A 16,001-nucleotide genomic window follows, 5' to 3' on the forward strand; every position below is an offset into this window, starting at 1 on the left:
GGAAATCAGAGGGAGGAAGACGCGGCCCACTCGGCCGGCGTCAGGGTCTTCATCGACAGGGCGTGGACCTCGTCGGTGTGGATTTTCGCACCCAGCGTGGCGTAGACGCGCTGGTGGCGGGCGATGGGCCGCTTGCCCTCGAATTCGGCGGAAACGACGACGGCAGACCAGTGGCGGCCGTCGCCCTCGACCTCGAGGTGCTCGCAGGCCAGGCCGGCGGCGATGATGGACTTGAGTTCTTCGGCGGTCATGGGTCAGCCCCGGATCTTGTAGCCGGTGCGCAGCAGGTGGACGGCGATCGCCGAGACCACCGCGAACGCGCCGCCCACGATGGCCAGGCTGATCCACGGCGAGACGTCGCTGACGCCGAAGAAGCCGTAGCGGAAGCCGTCGATCATGTAGAAGAACGGGTTGAGGTGGCTGACCTGCTGCCAGAACGCCGGCAGGGAGTGGATGGAATAGAACACGCCGGACAGGAACGTCATCGGCATGATGATGAAGTTCTGGAAGGCGGCCATCTGGTCGAACTTCTCGGCCCACAGGCCGGCGATCACGCCCAGCGCCCCCAGCATGCCCGCGCCGAGCACGGCGAAGGCCAGGATCCACAGCGGGCTGGCGAACTGCGGCGTGATGAACAGCGAGGTGACCACCAGCACGCCGGCGCCCACGCACAGGCCGCGGGCCACCGAGGAGCCCACATAGGCCACGAACCAGGCCCAGTGCGACAGCGGCGTGAGCAGGATGAACACCAGGTTGCCCATGATCTTGCTCTGGATCAGGGACGAGGAGCTGTTGGCGAAGGCGTTCTGCAGCACGCTCATCATGACCAGCCCCGGCACCAGGAAGGCGGTGTAGGAGATGCGGTCGTAGACCTTCACATGGTCCTCGAGCACATGGCCGAAGATCATCAGGTAGAGGATGGCGGTGAGCACCGGCGCGGCGATGGTCTGGAAGGCGACCTTCCAGAAACGCAGGACTTCCTTGTAGAACAGGGTCTGCCAGCCGGTCATAGGGCCCCCACGCTCGCGACGGCCTGTCCTTCGCCGCCCCCCGAGGGGGCGCCCTGCCCGCGGCCCTGCATCACGTCGAGGAACACGTCCTCGAGGTCGGCCTTGCGGATCTCCACGTCCTCCACGCTCAGGCCGGCCTGGCGGATGGCGGCCAGGTGGGCCTCGATCTCGTGGGCGTCATGCGCCGGCAGCTGCACGACGCGCCCGGTGACGCGGGCCTTGGCGAGCAGCGCCGCAGGCAGCTGGTGGCCGTCGGTCTTGAAGCGAAGCACGTTGCTGGAGGCGGCCTTGAGCAGGTCGGAGGTGCGCTCCAGGGCGACGACCTTGCCGGACTTGAGCATGGCGATGCGCCCGCACAGGGCCTCGGCCTCCTCCAGGTAGTGGGTGGTCAGGAGCACGGTGTGGCCCTGGCGATTGAGCCGGGCGATGAACTGCCAGAGGGTCTGGCGCAGTTCCACGTCGACGCCGGCGGTGGGCTCGTCCAGCACGATCACGGGCGGGCGGTGCACCAGGGCCTGGGCCACCAGCACCCGGCGCTTCATGCCGCCCGAGAGCTGGCGCATGTTGGCGCGGGCCTTGTCCGCCAGGCCGAGGCTCTCGAGGAGCTCGTCGATCCAGGCGTCGTTGTTCTTCACGCCGAAATACCCGGACTGGATCTTCAGCGCCTCGCGCACCGTGAAGAACGGGTCGAAGACCAGCTCCTGGGGCACGATGCCGAGCTGGCGCCGGGCGGCGGCATAGTCCCCGCGGACATCGTGGCCGCGCACGGACACACGCCCCGCCGAGGCGCGCACCAGGCCGGCCAGGATGGAGATCAGGGTCGTCTTGCCGGCGCCGTTCGGGCCCAGGAGGCCGAAGAACTCGCCGTCCTCGATGTCGAGGCTCACGCCGTCCAGGGCCTTGAACTCGCCCCGGGCGCCGGAATAGGTCTTGGAGACGGACTGGAAGGAGATGGCGGGCATAGCGGAACCCGCCATTTTAGGTTTACGCAGGCAACAGCTCCGAAACGCCGTAGAGAGACGCCAGGGAACGCAGGCGATCCGGCAGCCCGCGCACGGTGAAGGCCTTGCCCAGGGCCAGGGCCTCGCGCCGGCACTCCAGGAGCACGGCGAGCGCGGAGGAGTCGAATCGGTCCAGGGCCGAGGCATCGGCCACGACGCCGGCCTCGCCGCTGGCGCGCACGGCGCGCGCCAGCATGCCGCAGCAGCCGGCGGCCTCGGCATGGGTCAGGACGGCGGGCAGGACCAGGGTGGCCATCGGGTGCGGGGCGGTTGCGGGGCCGGGCGGGCTTACTTGCGGCCGGCGTTGGAGCGGTTGCGCTCGGACAGCGTGGCGATCAGGCCGTCCACGCCCTTGGCGTTGATCTCGGCAGCGAACTGGCTGCGGTAGGTCTCGACCAGCCACACGCCCAGCACGTTGAGGTTGAAGATCTTCCAGCCGGCGCCCTCGCCCGGGGTCTTCTCGAGGCGGTAATCGAGCTGGATCGGCTCGCCGCGGCCGCGGATCTCGGAGCGCACCAGGACCTCGTTGTCGGTGGCCGCGGCGCGCAGCGGCTTGACCGAGATGGTCTCCTCGCCGACCTGGGCCAGCGCACCGGCGTAGGTGCGCACCAGCAGGGTCTTGAATTCGTCCTGCAGGCGCTTGCGCTGCTCGGGCGAGGCCTGGCGCCAGGCCGGGCCCACCGCCAGCGCCGTCATGCGCTGGAAGTTCACGTTGGGCATGACCTTGCTGTCGACGACCTGGACGATGCGGTTGATGTCCCCCGCCCGCACCGCGGCATCGCTGCGGATGGTGGTGAGCATCTCGTCGGACAGGCGCTTGATCAGGGCATCCGGCGCCTCGTCGGCGGCGTGGGCCGCGGGAGCCAGGGCCACCGCGGCGGCCAGGGCGGCCACCAGGGCCAGGGTGCGTCGTTTCAGGTTCACGGTCATTCCTTGGGTTCCTCGGGGATCTCGGGCGGTTCGCCCTCGAAGATCTCGGCCCGGCGCCTTTGCAGGTACGCGTCGCGCACGAAGGTGTAGCGGTCCAGCGAGATCTCCTCCATAACGCTCGTGGCGCGCAGGAGGTTGGCACGGGTATCCACGATCCGCACGCCCTGGAGCAGGTTGCGGACGCTTTCCGTGTCGGTGCGGCGCACGAGGTCCCCCTTCCAGTCCACCCCCAGGGCGGCGGTGTCCCGCACGGTGGACGGCCCCAGCAGCGGCAGCACCACGTAGGGCCCCGGCGGCACGCCGTAATGGCCCAGGGTCTGGCCGAAGTCCTCGCGGTGGCGTTCCAGGCCGGCCTCGCTGGCGATGTCCAGGATGCCGCCAAAGCCGAAGACGGTGTTGATGCCGAAACGCATGAAGTTCTCTGCGGCGTAGGGCACCTTCAGCTGCAGCAGCGCATTGACGGTGGACCAGGCGTCGCCGAGGTTGGAGAAGAAGTTGTTGACGCCGGTGCGCAGCGGCGCGGGCAGCACGTCGCGGTAGGCGGTGGCCACCGGCTTGAGGACCAGGCCGTCCACGTCGTCGTTGAACCGCATGATGCTGCGGTTGAACGGCTCGAACGGGTCGCGCCGGTCCGGGCCGGCGGCGCACCCGGCCAGCGCGGATACGGCCGCGGCCAGGGCGATGCAGCGGAGGACGTGGCGGACGCGGGCGGTCATCACTTCTTCGGCGTGGCGCCGGCGGCGGGCTTGTCGGCGCCGTCGGCGGCCTTGCTGTAAAGGAACTGGCTGATCAGGTTCTCGAGCACCACGGCCGACTGGGTGCTGGACACGGTGTCGCCGGCCGCGAGGTTCTTGTCGTCGGCGCCGGCCTCGATGCCGATGTACTGCTCGCCGAGCAGGCCGCTCGTGAGGATCTTCAGCGAGCTGTCCTTGGGAAAAGCATAGCGCGCCTCCAGCGAGAGGGTGACGCGGGCTTGAAACGTTTTGTCATCGAAGCCGATGGACTCGACCCGGCCCACCACCACGCCGGCGCTCTTGACCGCCGCCTTGGGCTTGAGGCCGCCGATGTTGTCGAACTTCGCCACCACCCGGTAGGTGGACTGGAAGTTCAGGTTCAGGAGGTTGGCCGATTGCAAGGCCAGGAACAGGATGGCCGCCGCGCCCAGGAGCACGAAGAGGCCGACCCACACGTCATTCTTGGAACGTTCCATAGCAGTCTCTTTCAGATGCTGAACATCATCGCGGTGAGGATGAAGTCCAGGCCCAGCACCGACAGCGACGAGACCACCACGGTACGCGTGGTGGCGCGCGAGACGCCCTCGGGGGTGGGGTGCGCCTCGAAGCCCTCGAGCAGCGCGATGAAGGTCACGGCCAGGCCGAAGACGAAGCTCTTGATGACGCCGTTGCCGACGTCCTTCCAGACATCGACGCCGCCCTGCATCTGGCTCCAGAAGGCGCCGGGGTCGACGCCGATCATCAGCACGCCGACCACCCAGCCGCCCAGGATACCGACCGCGTTGAACACGGCAGCCAGCAGGGGCATGGTGATGACGCCGGCCCAGAAGCGCGGGGCCAGGATGCGGCGCACCGGGTCGACCGCCATCATCTCCATCGCGGAGAGCTGCTCGCCGGCCTTCATCAGGCCGATCTCGGCGGTGAGCGAGGTGCCGGCGCGGCCGGCGAACAGCAGCGCGGTGACCACCGGGCCGAGCTCGCGCACCAGGCTCAGGGCCACCATCAGGCCCAGGGCCTCGGAGGAGCCATAGCGCTGGAGGATGTAGTACCCCTGCAGCCCCAGCACGAAGCCGACGAACAGGCCCGAGACCGCGATGATGGCCAGCGAGTAGTTGCCCAGGAAGTGGATCTGGTCACGCACCAGGCCGAAGCGGCGCACGCAGGGCCCCAGCAGGGACACCAGGCGCGCGAACAGGCGCGCGCCATGGCCGTAGTCGGTGAGCTTGGCACGCACGGCGAAGCCGATGTCGGCGGGCTTCCACCACGTCATCGCGGGGCCCCCAGTCCGAAGTCCTGGTCCACGCCGGGGCCGGGGTAATGGAAATGCACGGGCCCCTCCGGCTCGGCGTTGACGAACTGGTGCACCAGCGGGTCCTGCGAGGCCCTCACCTCCTCGGGCGTGCCCTGGGCCGCGATGCGGCCGTTGGCCAGCACGATCACCTGGTCGGCGATGCGGAAGGTCTCCTCCAGGTCGTGCGAGACGATGACGCTGGTGATGCCCAGGGTGTCATTGAGCTGGCGAATCAGCTGTGCGGAGGTGCCCAGGGAGATCGGGTCCAGGCCGGCGAAGGGCTCGTCGTAGAGGATCAGCTCCGGGTCGAGGGCGATGGCCCGGGCCAGGGCGACGCGGCGGGCCATGCCGCCGGAGATTTCCGCAGGCATGAGGTTGCGGGCGCCGCGCAGGCCCACGGCATTGAGCTTCATCAGCACGATGTCCCGGACCAACGCCTCCGGCAGCGAGGTGTGCTCGCGCAGCGGGAAGGCGACGTTGTCGAAGACCGAGAGGTCGGTGAACAGCGCGCCGAACTGGAACAGCATGCCCATGCGGCGGCGGATCGCGTAGAGGCCGGGCGCATCGAGCGCGCCCACGTCCTGGCCGTCGAACAGCATCTGGCCGGACTGCGCCCGCACCTGGCCGCCGATCAGGCGCAGCACCGTGGTCTTGCCGCCGCCAGAGGCGCCCATCAGGGCCGTGACCTTGCCCCGGGGCACGGTGAAGCTCACCCCGTCGAGGATGGGGCGGTCACCGTAGCCGAATCGCAGGTTGCGGCATTCGACCAGGACACGGGGGTCGGGGGCGTTCATCAGGCTGAAATGGAAAGGCCGGGACAAGCCCGGCCAAGCGCAAGGGTTAACCCGATGATACGAGGCTTTCGGCAACCGGCCGGCGGCCGGTCTTTGAACCTTTGGGTCAACCGGGGGGAATTCAGCGATTAGCGAGGCAGGTCGCTGGATCCCATCAGGAACTCGTCGACCGCGCGGGCGGCCTGGCGGCCTTCGCGGATCGCCCACACCACCAGGGACTGGCCGCGGCGCATGTCGCCGGCGGCGAAGACCTGGGGCACGCTGGTGGCGTAGCCGCCGGTGAAGTCGGTGGTGGCCTTGGCGTTGCCGCGGGCGTCCTTGTCGACACCGAAGCCCTCCAGGATGGAGGCGACGGGGCTGACGAAGCCCATGGCCAGCAGCACCAGGTCGGCCTTCATGACCTGCTCGGAGCCGGGCACTTCGACCATCTTGCCGTCCTTCCACTCGACGCGCACGGTCTTCAGGCCGGTGACCTTGCCGTTCTCGCCGATGAATTCCTTGGTGGCGATGGCGAACTCGCGCTCGCAGCCCTCTTCGTGCGAGGAGGAGGTGCGCAGCTTGTACGGCCAGTAGGGCCAGGTCAGCTCCTTGTTCTCCTGCTCGGGCGGCATGGGCATCAGCTCGAACTGGATGACGCTCTTGGCGCCATGGCGGTTGCTGGTGCCCACGCAGTCGCTGCCGGTGTCGCCGCCGCCGATCACGATGACGTGCTTGCCGTCGGCGCGCAGCTGGCCCTTGAGCTTGTCGCCGGCGTTGACCTTGTTCTGCTGGGGCAGGAACTCCATCGCGAAATGGATGCCGTCCAGGTCGCGGCCCGGCACGGGCAGGTCGCGCGATTGCTCGGCGCCACCGGCCAGCAGCACGGCGTCGAAGTCCTTCTTCAGCTGCTCGGGGGTGATGGTTTCCTTGGCCCAGTTGGTGACCTTGGAGCCCTCGGGCAGCTTGCCGATCATCACGCCGGTGCGGATGGTCACGCCCTCGGCCTTCATCTGCTCGGCGCGGCGGTCGATGTGGGACTTCTCCATCTTGAAGTCGGGGATGCCGTAACGCAGCAGGCCGCCGATGCGGTCGTTCTTCTCGAACAGCGTCACGTCATGGCCGGCGCGGGCCAGCTGCTGCGCGGCGGCCATGCCGGCGGGGCCGGCGCCGACCACGGCGACCTTCTTGCCCGTCTTGCGGGTGGGCAGCTGGGGCTTGACCCAGCCGTTTTCCCAGGCGCGGTCGATGATGGCGTGCTCGATGGACTTGATGCCCACCGGGTCGTCGTTCACGTTCAGCGTGCAGGCGGCCTCGCAGGGCGCGGGGCAGATGCGGCCGGTGAACTCCGGGAAGTTGTTGGTGGAGTCCAGGACCGTGAAGGCATCCTTCCAGTCGCTGCGGTACACCAGGTCGTTGAAGTCCGGGATGATGTTGTTGACGGGGCAGCCGTTGTTGCAGAACGGCGTGCCGCAGTCCATGCAGCGGGCACCCTGCTGCTTGGCCTGCGCGTCATCCAGGGCGATGACGAATTCCTTGTAGTGCTTGACGCGCTCCGCGACGGGCTTGTAGCCCTCCTCGAGGCGCTCGTACTCCATGAAGCCGGTGACTTTACCCATGCTTTCTCTCCGTATCTTTCTCTAGGGCCCGGGGTCAGGCTGCGACGCCGTCACGCACGGCCGCTTGCGCGTTGTTGCCGGTGCTGGCCTCTTCGACCTCGCGCTCGTGCATCTCGATCAGCGCGCGCTTGTACTCGTTCGGGAAGACCTTCACGAACTTGGCACGGCTGGTTTCCCAGTTGTCCAGGAGGTCACGGGCGCGCTTGGAGCCGGTCCAGCGGTTGTGGTCCTCCAGCAGCTTCTTGAGCAGGGCCTCGTCGGCCTGGCCGCCGTGCAGCTTGGTCTTGCCGTGGTGGGCCTTCTTCTGCTCCTCGGCCGACTGCACCTTCTCGAGCGACACCATGGAGGTGTTGCAGCGGGAGGCGAACTGGCCGTCCTCGTCGTAGACGTAGGCCACGCCGCCGGACATGCCCGCCGCGAAGTTGCGGCCGGTCTTGCCCAGGACGACGACGGTGCCGCCGGTCATGTACTCGCAGCCGTGGTCGCCCGTGCCCTCGACCACCGTGGTGGCGCCGGACAGGCGGACGGCGAAGCGCTCGCCGGCCACGCCGCTGAAGAAGGCCTCACCGGTGGTCGCGCCGTACAGCGCGGTGTTGCCGATGATGATGTTCTTCGTGGCTTCGCCGCGGAAGTCGATGCTGGGACGCACGACGATGCGGCCGCCCGACAGGCCCTTGCCGGTGTAGTCGTTGGCGTCGCCGATCATGTACAGCGTGATGCCCTTGGCCAGGAAGGCGCCGAAGGACTGGCCGCCCGTGCCCTCGAGCTGGATGCGGATGGTGTCATCCGGCAGGCCCTCGGGGTGCACCTTGGTCAGGGCGCCGGACAGCATCGCGCCGACCGAGCGGTTGACGTTGATGGCCTTCTCCATGAACTGGACCTTCTCGCCCTTCTCGATGGCCGCGCGCGACTTCTCGATCAGGATGTTGTCCAGGGACTTGTCCAGGCCGTGGTCCTGGTCGGCCACATGCAGGCGGGGCACGTCGGCGGGGGCGGCGGGCACGGCCAGCAGGCGGCTGAAGTCCAGGCCGCGCGCCTTCCAGTGCTCGATGCCGGCCTTCATGTCCAGCAGGTCGGTGCGGCCGATCATGTCGTCGAACTTGCGGATGCCCAGCTGGGCCATGATCTGGCGCACTTCCTCGGCGATGAAGAAGAAGTAGTTGACCACGTGCTCGGGCTTGCCCGAGAACTTGGCGCGCAGCACCGGGTCCTGCGTGGCCACGCCCACCGGGCAGGTGTTCAGGTGGCACTTGCGCATCATGATGCAGCCCTCGACGACCAGCGGCGCGGTGGCGAAGCCGAATTCGTCGGCGCCCATCAGCGCGGCGATGGCGACGTCGCGGCCGGTCTTCATCTGGCCGTCGGCCTGGACGCGGATGCGGCCACGCAGGCGGTTGAGGACCAGGGTCTGCTGGGTCTCGGCCAGGCCGATTTCCCAGGGCGAGCCGGCGTGCTTGATGGACGACCAGGGCGAGGCGCCCGTGCCGCCGTCATGGCCGGCGATCACCACGTGGTCGGCCTTGCACTTGGCCACGCCGGCGGCGATGGTGCCCACGCCCACTTCCGACACCAGCTTGACGCTGATGGAGGCATGCGGCGCGACGTTCTTCAGGTCGTGGATCAGCTGGGCCAGGTCCTCGATCGAGTAGATGTCGTGGTGCGGGGGGGGCGAGATCAGGCCCACGCCCGGCACGGAGTAGCGCAGCTTGCCGATGTAGTTGGAGACCTTGCCGCCGGGCAGCTGGCCGCCCTCGCCGGGCTTGGCGCCCTGGGCCATCTTGATCTGGATCTGGTCGGACGAGGCCAGGTACTCGGCGGTGACGCCGAAGCGGCCCGAGGCGACCTGCTTGATCTTGGAGCGCAGCGAGTCGCCGGCCTGCAGCGGCTGGTCGGCCTCGACCACGTGCTTGCCCAGGATGCCGGCCAGGGTGTCACCCTGCTTGATCGGGATGCCCTTGAGCTCGTTGCGGTAACGCGCCGGGTCCTCGCCGCCTTCGCCGGTGTTGGACTTGCCGCCGATGCGGTTCATGGCGATGGCCAGGGTGGCGTGGGCTTCCGTGGAGATGGAGCCCAGCGACATGGCGCCGGTGGCGAAGCGCTTGACGATTTCCTTGGCCGGCTCGACCTCGTCGATCGGAATGGCCTTGGACGGGTCGACCTTGAACTCGAACAGGCCGCGCAGGGTCATGTGGCGACGGTTCTGGTCGTTGATGATCTGCGCGTACTCCTTGTACGTGTTCCAGTTGTTGGCACGGGTGGAGTGCTGCAGCTTGGCGATGGCGTCGGGCGTCCACATGTGCTCCTCGCCGCGGGCGCGCCAGGCGTACTCGCCGCCGGCGTCCAGGGCGTGGGCCAGCAGCGGGTCGGTGCCGAAGGCCGCCTTGTGCATGCGGATCGCTTCCTCGGCGATCTCGAACACGCCGATGCCGCCGACGCGGCTGGCGGTGCCGGTGAAGTACTTCTCGACCGTCTCGTCGTTCAGGCCGATGGCCTCGAACAGCTGCGCGCCGCAGTAGGACATGTACGTGCTCACGCCCATCTTGGACATGATCTTGGACAGGCCCTTGCCGATCGCCTTGACGTAGTTGTAGATGGCCTTCTCGGCCGACAGGTCGCCCGGCAGGTCCTTGTGGATCGCGGCCAGGGTCTCCATGGCCAGGTAGGGGTGCACGGCTTCCGCGCCATAGCCGGCCAGCACGCCGAAGTGGTGCACTTCGCGGGCGGAGCCGGTCTCCACCACCAGGCCGGCGGTGGTGCGCAGGCCTTCACGCACCAGGTGCTGGTGGATGGAGGACAGTGCCAGCAGCGCCGGGATGGCGATCTTCTCGGCGGACACGCCGCGGTCGCTGATGATCAGGATGTTCTTGCCACCCTTGATCGCGTCCACGGCCTCGGCGTTGATGGAGGCCAGCTTGGCTTCCACGCCCTCGCGGCCCCAGGCCGCGGGGTAGGTGATGTCCAGCGTGTAGCTGCGGAACTTGCCCTGCGTGACGGTCTCGATGTCACGCAGCTTGGCCATGTCGGCGAAGTCCAGGATCGGCTGGCTCACCTCCAGGCGCAGCGGCGGGTTGACCTGGTTGATGTCCAGCAGGTTCGGCTTGGGGCCGATGAAGGACACCAGGGACATCACGATGGCTTCGCGGATCGGGTCGATCGGCGGGTTGGTCACCTGGGCGAACAGCTGCTTGAAGTAGTTGTACAGCGGCTTGTTCTTGTCGGACAGCACGGCCAGCGGGCTGTCGTTGCCCATGGAGCCGATGCCCTCCTCGCCGGCTTGCGCCATCGGGGACAGCAGGAACTTGATGTCTTCCTGGGTGTAGCCGAAGGCCTGCTGGCGATCGAGCAGGGTCACGTCGCTGGCGGGGGAATCACCCGTGCCTTCGGACAGGTCGTCCAGCTTGATGCGCAGGTTCTCGATCCACTGCTTGTAGGGCTTGGAGTTGGCGAGCGAGGCCTTGAGCTCCTCGTCGTCGATCATGCGGCCCTGCTCCAGGTCGATCAGGAACATCTTGCCGGGCTGCAGGCGCCACTTGCGCACGATCTTGTTCTCGGGCACGGGCAGCACGCCGGACTCGGAGCCCATGATCACCAGGTCGTCGTCGGTGATGCAGTAGCGCGAGGGACGCAGGCCGTTACGGTCCAGCGTGGCGCCGATCTGGCGGCCGTCGGTGAACACGATGGAGGCCGGGCCGTCCCAGGGCTCCAGCATGGCGGCGTGGTACTCGTAGAAGGCCTTGCGGCGCTCGTCCATGGTCGTGTGCTGTTCCCACGGCTCGGGGATCATCATCATCACGGCCTGGTAGATGGGGTAACCCGCCATCGTCAGCAGCTCGAGGCAGTTGTCGAAGGTGGCGGTGTCGGACTGGCCGGCGAAGCTGATGGGGTACAGCTTCTGCAGGTCCTCGCCCAGCACGGGGGAGGACATCACGCCTTCGCGGGCCTTCATCCAGTTGTAGTTGCCCTTGACCGTGTTGATCTCGCCGTTGTGGGCGACATAACGGTACGGGTGGGCCAGCGGCCACTCGGGGAAGGTGTTGGTGGAGAAGCGCTGGTGCACCAGACCCAGGGCCGAGACGCAGCGCGGGTCCTGCAGGTCCAGGTAGTACTCGCCGACCTGGTTGGCCAGCAGCAGGCCCTTGTAGACCACGGTACGGCTGGACATGGACGGAACGTAGTATTCCTTGCTGTGCTTGAGCTGCAGGGCCTGGATGGCGGCGCTGGCGGTCTTGCGGATGACGTACAGCTTGCGCTCCAGGGCGTCCTGGACGATCACGTCGGCGCCACGGCCGATGAAGACCTGGCGCAGGATCGGCTCCTTCTCGCGCACGGCGGGCGACATCGGCATCTCGCGGTTGACCGGGACATCGCGCCAGCCCAGCAGCACCTGGCCTTCGGCCTTGATCGCGCGCTCCATCTCCTGCTCGCAGGCCAGGCGGGAGGCATGCTCCTTGGGCAGGAAGATCATGCCGACGCCGTACTCGCCCTGCGGCGGCAGGGTCACGCCCTGCTGGGCCATCTCTTCACGGTAGAGCTGGTCGGGGATCTGGATCAGGATGCCCGCGCCGTCGCCCATCAGGGGATCGGCACCCACGGCGCCGCGGTGGTCCAGGTTCTCCAGGATCTTCAGGCCCTGCTGGACGATCTCGTGGGTCTTCTTGCCCTTGATGTGGGCCACGAAGCCCACGCCGCACGCGTCATGCTCATTGGCGGACGAGTACAGGCCGTGTTCTTGCAGGTGGCTGATTTCGGCGGACGTGGCCATGGGAATTCCTTCGCTAACTTTCACGGGACCGGGAAGGATAGTGCAGCGCAGCAGGATGTCAAACGAATTAAATGGGGTCAGGTTCTTAAATGAAGCGCACCAAAGGTGGGCATCAATTTATTGGGGACAGATCAAATCGCCGAGGTGGTGCGCGGACGGCCGGGACGACCCTTGGTCAGCCGCCGCTCGGTCTGCTTCTGCAGCGCCGCCAGGAAGGCCTCGTCGCCCAACGCCCAGCCATGGAGCGCCGAGGCCACCAGGGCCTTGGCCACCGGCGCCGCCACCCCCTGCGCCACCCGCTCGGCGTACGCCTGCTCCCGGGCGAAGGGCGTGTTGCCCAGCGCCCAGTACAGCGGGTGCGGCGTGACCAGCCGGTCGCTCGCCTGCCCGATGTAGTGCCGGTGGCTGGACCAGGCCCAGTCGGCCGGCGCCTCGACGAGGCCGGCGCGCACCGGGTTGAGGTCCAGGTAGGCCATGCAGGCCAGCAGGTACGGCTCGGGCTGCAGCAGCGCACAGCGGTAGCGGCCCTCCCACAGCGTGCCGGTGCGGCCGGTACGCGCATTGAAGTGCCGCACGTAGCGACGGCCGATGCCTTGCATCATCCGTGCCAGCGAATCCCCCGCACCCGGCGTCGCCAGCAGGTGGAAGTGGTTCTCCATCAACACGTAGCCATGGATGAGCACATCCGCGGCGCGGGCCTGCTCGACCAGCAGCGCGTGCATGAACTGGAAGTCGGTCGGGTCCGCGAAGATGGCCTGGCGGTTGTTGCCCCGATGGACCAGGTGGTGCGGGTAACCAGGCAGGGAAAGGCGGGGCAGGCGGGCCATGCCCGATCTTAGAGGGGTTCCGACCCCGTTTTCAGCCCGGGGAGGCGTCCGACGCCGGCGCGCTGCCCCTGCCCACAGCCGGGAAGGGCCGGGCGGGCCAGGATGCGGCCTCCGCCCTCCCCTGCCCCATGTTCGCCGCCTGGATGATCGGCTTCCTGCTGCTGATGGCTGTCCTGGTCTGGCTGGCCGTCGTGGTCGGGCTGCCCCAGCCCTGGATCGGGCTGGCGGTCGGCGTGCTGGTCGCCCTGGCCATCGGGGTGGCGGTGCTCGTCGCGCGGGGAGCGCCGCGCCGCACGCGCGAGCGCCCGCCCAGGCGCTGAACCCAGGCGCCGAGAACGCCGGGAAGCCGTGGACGAACCCGCCGCGCCAGCGCCGGCCGCGCGCCCGGGGGTCAGGCCGCCGAGGGTTCCGCCTCGTCGGCCGCGGGCGCGGGCTGCGGCAGGCGCCGGAAGCGCACCGCCTCGAGCGACTCCAGCCCGAACTCCGCGAGCACCGCGCGCAGCCGCTGCGCGGCGCTGCGCTTTCGCTGGCCGGTGCGGCGCGCCAGGATCAGCTCGTTCTTCAGGCTGTGCTCCCAGCCGACCAGCTCGGTGACCGTGACCTGGTAGCCGCAGGCCTCCAGGTACAGGCAGCGCAGCACGTTGGTGAGCTGGCTGCCCAGCTCACGGGTGTGGATCGGGTGGCGCCACAGTTCAGCCAGCGGGGTGCGGGACAGCGACAGCGCCTTGTTCTGCCGCAGGCAGCCGGCCACCTCGGCCTGGCAGCAGGGCACCAGCACCATGAAACGGGCGTCGCGGGCCAGGCCGAAGTCGATGGCGTCGTCGGTGGCGGTGTCGCAGGCATGCAGCGCGGTGACCATGTCGACCTGCGGCGGCAGCTCCGGTGAGTCGACCGCATCGGCCGCGCTCAGGTGGAGGAAGCGCATGCGCCCGAAGCCCAGCCGCTGGGCCAGGTCGCGCGAGCGCTGCACCAGCTCGGGCCGGGTCTCGACGCCGACCATCTCCCCATGGCCGCAGGCCTTCAGGAACAGGTCGTAGAGGATGAAGCCGAGGTAGGACTTGCCCGCGCCATGGTCCACGATGACCGGCCCCGGGCCTTCCGCCGGCAACTCCAGCAGCAGTTTCTCGATGAACTGGTAGAGGTGGTAGACCTGCTTGAGCTTGCGGCGCGAATCCTGGTTCAGCTTGCCGTCGCGCGTGAGGATGTGAAGCTCCTTGAGGAGCTCGACCGACTGGCCGGGACGGAGATCGGCGTCCAGCGCGCCGGCGCCTGCGGCAGCGGCCTGGCTTCGGGGCGCGGCCTGTTTCGAGGACTTGCTCATCCTGCGTCCTTCGCCATCAGGCGGGCCCAGCCCTGCGGGCCGAGGCGTCGCATCGTGTCCATGTTGGTCTCGTAGATGGCCTCGGCCTCGGGAAAGGCCTCGACCGCGCGCGCGATGCTGTCCTCGCGCAGCAGGTGCAGCGTGGGATACGGGGCGCGGTTGGTGAAATTGGTGATGTCGTCGGCGTCGGTGCCGGCGAACTGGTAGTGCGGGTGGAAGTTGGCGAGCTGCACCGTACCCTCGAGCTCGCGGCGCTGCAGCAGCCGGTCGGCCTCGCCGAGGAAGCCGGCGAACTCGACGAAGTCGGGGAAGGCCCGGGGCATCATGAGCAGGGTGGTCTCGCGCTGCGCGATGCCGTGCGCGAGCAGGTCGTCGATCTCGCGCTCCAGGACCTCCAGCAGCTCGTTCCAGCCGGTGGCCTCGGTGACGGCGTAGTGGACCTGGTCCTTCACGTGCACGCCCTTGGCGAACGGGCACAGGTTCAGGCCGATGACGGCACGCTCCAGCCAGCGCCGGGTGTCGTCCACGACCTCGTCAGCGGAAGCATTCATCCAGCGGATTTTACGAGGCGGCCCAATCGCCCGGCCAGCCACAGTCCCGCCAGGGCACAGGCGCCCGTGACCCCCCAGCTGAAGGACCAGCCCCCCGTGCGGCTGGCCACCCAGGCCACCAGGGGCGGCCCGGCGAACTGGCCGAAGGACGACCACTGCTGCATCCAGCCCACCGTGGTGGAGACCGCGCCCGGCCCGGGCGCGACACGCACGGCCTGCGAGAACAGCGTGCCCGGCACGAGCCCCCCCACCGCCGAGAAGGCCAGCACCGCCAGGTACGGCCCGATGGCCGACAGCGGACCGGCCGGCCAGACCGGCGCGAACAGCAGCAACCCGCCGAGCCCCATCGTGCCAAAGCCCGCCTGCAGCAGCCGCTGCGGCGGGACGCCCCGCTGCAGCAGGCGGCCGGCGGCGATGTTGCCGATCATGTTGACGCCGGCCGCCAGGGCGGTGGCCAGGCCGGCCGCCGCCGGCGCCAGCCCGGCCTGGGCATAGATGGTCGGCAGGAAGCCGACCACCGACAGCCACTGCGACGAATAGGCCGCGAAGGCCAGCGAGACCAGCCAGGGACCGGGCGCGCGCAGCGTGTCGCCGAGGCGGCCGCGCCAGGCGCCCGGCTCACGGGCCGCCGGCGGCGGGTCGGGCGGCAGCCCCAGCCACAGGGCCAGCGCCATGGCGCCGGACAGCGTGGCGGTCAGCCACCACCACGCCGACCAGCCGGCGGCGGCGATCCAGGCCGGCCCGGCCAGCAGCGCCAGCGAGGTGCCCAGGGGCATGTAGGCGCCCCACAGGCCCAGGCGAGCCGGCAGCGCGGACGAGGCGACGAAGCGCCGGATCAGGCTGGGCGCGGGCGTGACCGCGAGCAGGAAGCCCAGGCCCTCGAGCGCGCGCAGCGCGAGCAGGGCCAGCGGGTCGGTGGTGAGGCCGCCGGCGACGCTGGCCGCCGAGGCCAGCAGGAGGCCGCCGACCATCACCCGGCGCAGGCCCAGGCCATCCGCGGCCAGGCCGACGGCCAGCCCCAGGGTCATCGCCGCGAACTGCACCATGGAGATCAGGAAGCCGGCCTGGACCAGGCTGACGCCCAGCGCCTCGCGCAGGGCCGGCAGCGCCGGGGGCAGCTTGCCCACGTGGATGGCGGCGGTGACGCCGCCGGCGATGACGAGCAGGGAGCGGTCCAGGCGCATG

Annotated in this window: 16 protein-coding genes; 1 reads left to right on the forward strand and 15 read right to left on the reverse strand. The window is 69.0% G+C overall.

The genetic code is table 11. From position 1 onward, the window contains the following. Positions 1-5: 5 nt before the first annotated feature. From ACT80S_RS15335 to ACT80S_RS15390, 12 genes are all read right to left on the reverse strand, one after another. Positions 6-251, reverse strand: a complete 246-nt coding sequence (locus ACT80S_RS15335) for a BolA family protein (RefSeq protein WP_377417368.1) — start codon at positions 249-251, stop codon at positions 6-8. Positions 252-254: 3 nt separating this feature from the next. Continuing rightward, positions 255-1,010, reverse strand: coding sequence for an ABC transporter permease (locus ACT80S_RS15340; protein ID WP_377417370.1), 756 nt, complete (start codon positions 1,008-1,010; stop codon positions 255-257). Then, the gene (locus ACT80S_RS15345) at positions 1,007-1,972 is read right to left on the reverse strand and encodes an ABC transporter ATP-binding protein (RefSeq protein WP_377417372.1); all 966 of its coding nucleotides are present in this window, start codon (positions 1,970-1,972) and stop codon (positions 1,007-1,009) included. The genes ACT80S_RS15340 and ACT80S_RS15345 overlap by 4 nt, the downstream gene beginning before the upstream one ends. Before the next feature lie 22 nt (positions 1,973-1,994). Beyond that, a complete protein-coding gene (locus ACT80S_RS15350) occupies positions 1,995-2,267 on the reverse strand; it encodes an STAS domain-containing protein (RefSeq protein ID WP_377417374.1) in 273 nt (90 codons plus the stop codon). A 32-nt stretch (positions 2,268-2,299) separates the two neighbouring features. Next, positions 2,300-2,929, reverse strand: coding sequence for an MlaC/ttg2D family ABC transporter substrate-binding protein (locus ACT80S_RS15355; protein WP_377417563.1), 630 nt, complete (start codon positions 2,927-2,929; stop codon positions 2,300-2,302). 8 nt (positions 2,930-2,937) lie between these two features. Beyond that, positions 2,938-3,657 (reverse strand): MlaA family lipoprotein, encoded by a 720-nt coding sequence (locus ACT80S_RS15360; protein WP_377417376.1) that lies wholly within the window; start codon positions 3,655-3,657, stop codon positions 2,938-2,940. Beyond that, entirely contained in the window at positions 3,657-4,151 is a 495-nt protein-coding gene (mlaD, locus tag ACT80S_RS15365; RefSeq protein ID WP_377417378.1) for an outer membrane lipid asymmetry maintenance protein MlaD, read from the reverse strand. Before mlaD ends, ACT80S_RS15360 begins: the two co-directional genes overlap by 1 nt. 11 nt (positions 4,152-4,162) lie before the next feature. Then, entirely contained in the window at positions 4,163-4,945 is a 783-nt protein-coding gene (gene mlaE / locus ACT80S_RS15370) for a lipid asymmetry maintenance ABC transporter permease subunit MlaE (RefSeq protein WP_377417380.1), read from the reverse strand. Beyond that, positions 4,942-5,760 carry an ABC transporter ATP-binding protein gene (locus ACT80S_RS15375; protein ID WP_377417382.1) on the reverse strand — a complete coding sequence of 273 codons (819 nt, stop codon included), beginning with the start codon at positions 5,758-5,760 and terminating at the stop codon, positions 4,942-4,944. Before ACT80S_RS15375 ends, mlaE begins: the two co-directional genes overlap by 4 nt. Positions 5,761-5,888: 128 nt before the next feature. Next, positions 5,889-7,355, reverse strand: coding sequence for a glutamate synthase subunit beta (locus tag ACT80S_RS15380; RefSeq protein WP_377417384.1), 1,467 nt, complete (start codon positions 7,353-7,355; stop codon positions 5,889-5,891). Positions 7,356-7,389: 34 nt separating this feature from the next. Continuing rightward, positions 7,390-12,117: a glutamate synthase-related protein gene (locus ACT80S_RS15385; RefSeq protein WP_377417386.1), complete on the reverse strand. Its 4,728-nt coding sequence runs from the start codon at positions 12,115-12,117 to the stop codon at positions 7,390-7,392. A 131-nt stretch (positions 12,118-12,248) separates the two neighbouring features. Next, on the reverse strand, positions 12,249-12,944 hold the full coding sequence (locus ACT80S_RS15390) for a transposase (RefSeq protein WP_377417388.1): 696 nt from the start codon (positions 12,942-12,944) through the stop codon (positions 12,249-12,251). A gap of 128 nt (positions 12,945-13,072) precedes the next feature. On the opposite strand from ACT80S_RS15390, the gene ACT80S_RS15395 reads away from it, so the two are divergent. Continuing rightward, complete coding sequence (locus ACT80S_RS15395) at positions 13,073-13,264, forward strand: hypothetical protein (protein WP_377417390.1); 192 nt, start codon at positions 13,073-13,075, stop codon at positions 13,262-13,264. A 71-nt stretch (positions 13,265-13,335) separates the two neighbouring features. On the opposite strand, the gene ACT80S_RS15400 is transcribed toward ACT80S_RS15395, so the two are convergent. From ACT80S_RS15400 to ACT80S_RS15410, 3 genes are read right to left on the reverse strand one after another with little or no spacing between them, the layout of a single operon-like run. After that, positions 13,336-14,265, reverse strand: a complete 930-nt coding sequence (locus ACT80S_RS15400; protein ID WP_377417392.1) for a class I SAM-dependent methyltransferase — start codon at positions 14,263-14,265, stop codon at positions 13,336-13,338. Next, positions 14,262-14,816: a DUF1415 domain-containing protein gene (locus ACT80S_RS15405; RefSeq protein ID WP_377417394.1), complete on the reverse strand. Its 555-nt coding sequence runs from the start codon at positions 14,814-14,816 to the stop codon at positions 14,262-14,264. Before ACT80S_RS15405 ends, ACT80S_RS15400 begins: the two co-directional genes overlap by 4 nt. After that, positions 14,813-16,000, reverse strand: a complete 1,188-nt coding sequence (locus ACT80S_RS15410; RefSeq protein ID WP_377417396.1) for an MFS transporter — start codon at positions 15,998-16,000, stop codon at positions 14,813-14,815. Before ACT80S_RS15410 ends, ACT80S_RS15405 begins: the two co-directional genes overlap by 4 nt. Position 16,001 lies beyond the last annotated feature (1 nt).

This window comes from Ramlibacter sp. MAHUQ-53 (assembly GCF_052600055.1).

Excerpts from the sequence above, each read along its gene's own strand:
- ACT80S_RS15335 (WP_377417368.1), bottom strand. The coding sequence starts at position 251 with ATGACCGCCGAAGAACTCAAGTCCATCATCGCCGCCGGCCTGGCCTGC.
- ACT80S_RS15340 (WP_377417370.1), bottom strand. The coding sequence starts at position 1,010 with ATGACCGGCTGGCAGACCCTGTTCTACAAGGAAGTCCTGCGTTTCTGG.
- ACT80S_RS15345 (WP_377417372.1), bottom strand. The coding sequence starts at position 1,972 with ATGCCCGCCATCTCCTTCCAGTCCGTCTCCAAGACCTATTCCGGCGCC.
- ACT80S_RS15350 (WP_377417374.1), bottom strand. The coding sequence starts at position 2,267 with ATGGCCACCCTGGTCCTGCCCGCCGTCCTGACCCATGCCGAGGCCGCC.
- ACT80S_RS15360 (WP_377417376.1), bottom strand. The coding sequence starts at position 3,657 with ATGACCGCCCGCGTCCGCCACGTCCTCCGCTGCATCGCCCTGGCCGCG.
- mlaD (WP_377417378.1), bottom strand. The coding sequence starts at position 4,151 with ATGGAACGTTCCAAGAATGACGTGTGGGTCGGCCTCTTCGTGCTCCTG.
- mlaE (WP_377417380.1), bottom strand. The coding sequence starts at position 4,945 with ATGACGTGGTGGAAGCCCGCCGACATCGGCTTCGCCGTGCGTGCCAAG.
- ACT80S_RS15375 (WP_377417382.1), bottom strand. The coding sequence starts at position 5,760 with ATGAACGCCCCCGACCCCCGTGTCCTGGTCGAATGCCGCAACCTGCGA.
- ACT80S_RS15380 (WP_377417384.1), bottom strand. The coding sequence starts at position 7,355 with ATGGGTAAAGTCACCGGCTTCATGGAGTACGAGCGCCTCGAGGAGGGC.
- ACT80S_RS15385 (WP_377417386.1), bottom strand. The coding sequence starts at position 12,117 with ATGGCCACGTCCGCCGAAATCAGCCACCTGCAAGAACACGGCCTGTAC.
- ACT80S_RS15390 (WP_377417388.1), bottom strand. The coding sequence starts at position 12,944 with ATGGCCCGCCTGCCCCGCCTTTCCCTGCCTGGTTACCCGCACCACCTG.
- ACT80S_RS15395 (WP_377417390.1), top strand. The coding sequence starts at position 13,073 with ATGTTCGCCGCCTGGATGATCGGCTTCCTGCTGCTGATGGCTGTCCTG.
- ACT80S_RS15400 (WP_377417392.1), bottom strand. The coding sequence starts at position 14,265 with ATGAGCAAGTCCTCGAAACAGGCCGCGCCCCGAAGCCAGGCCGCTGCC.
- ACT80S_RS15405 (WP_377417394.1), bottom strand. The coding sequence starts at position 14,816 with ATGAATGCTTCCGCTGACGAGGTCGTGGACGACACCCGGCGCTGGCTG.
- ACT80S_RS15410 (WP_377417396.1), bottom strand. The coding sequence starts at position 16,000 with ATGCGCCTGGACCGCTCCCTGCTCGTCATCGCCGGCGGCGTCACCGCC.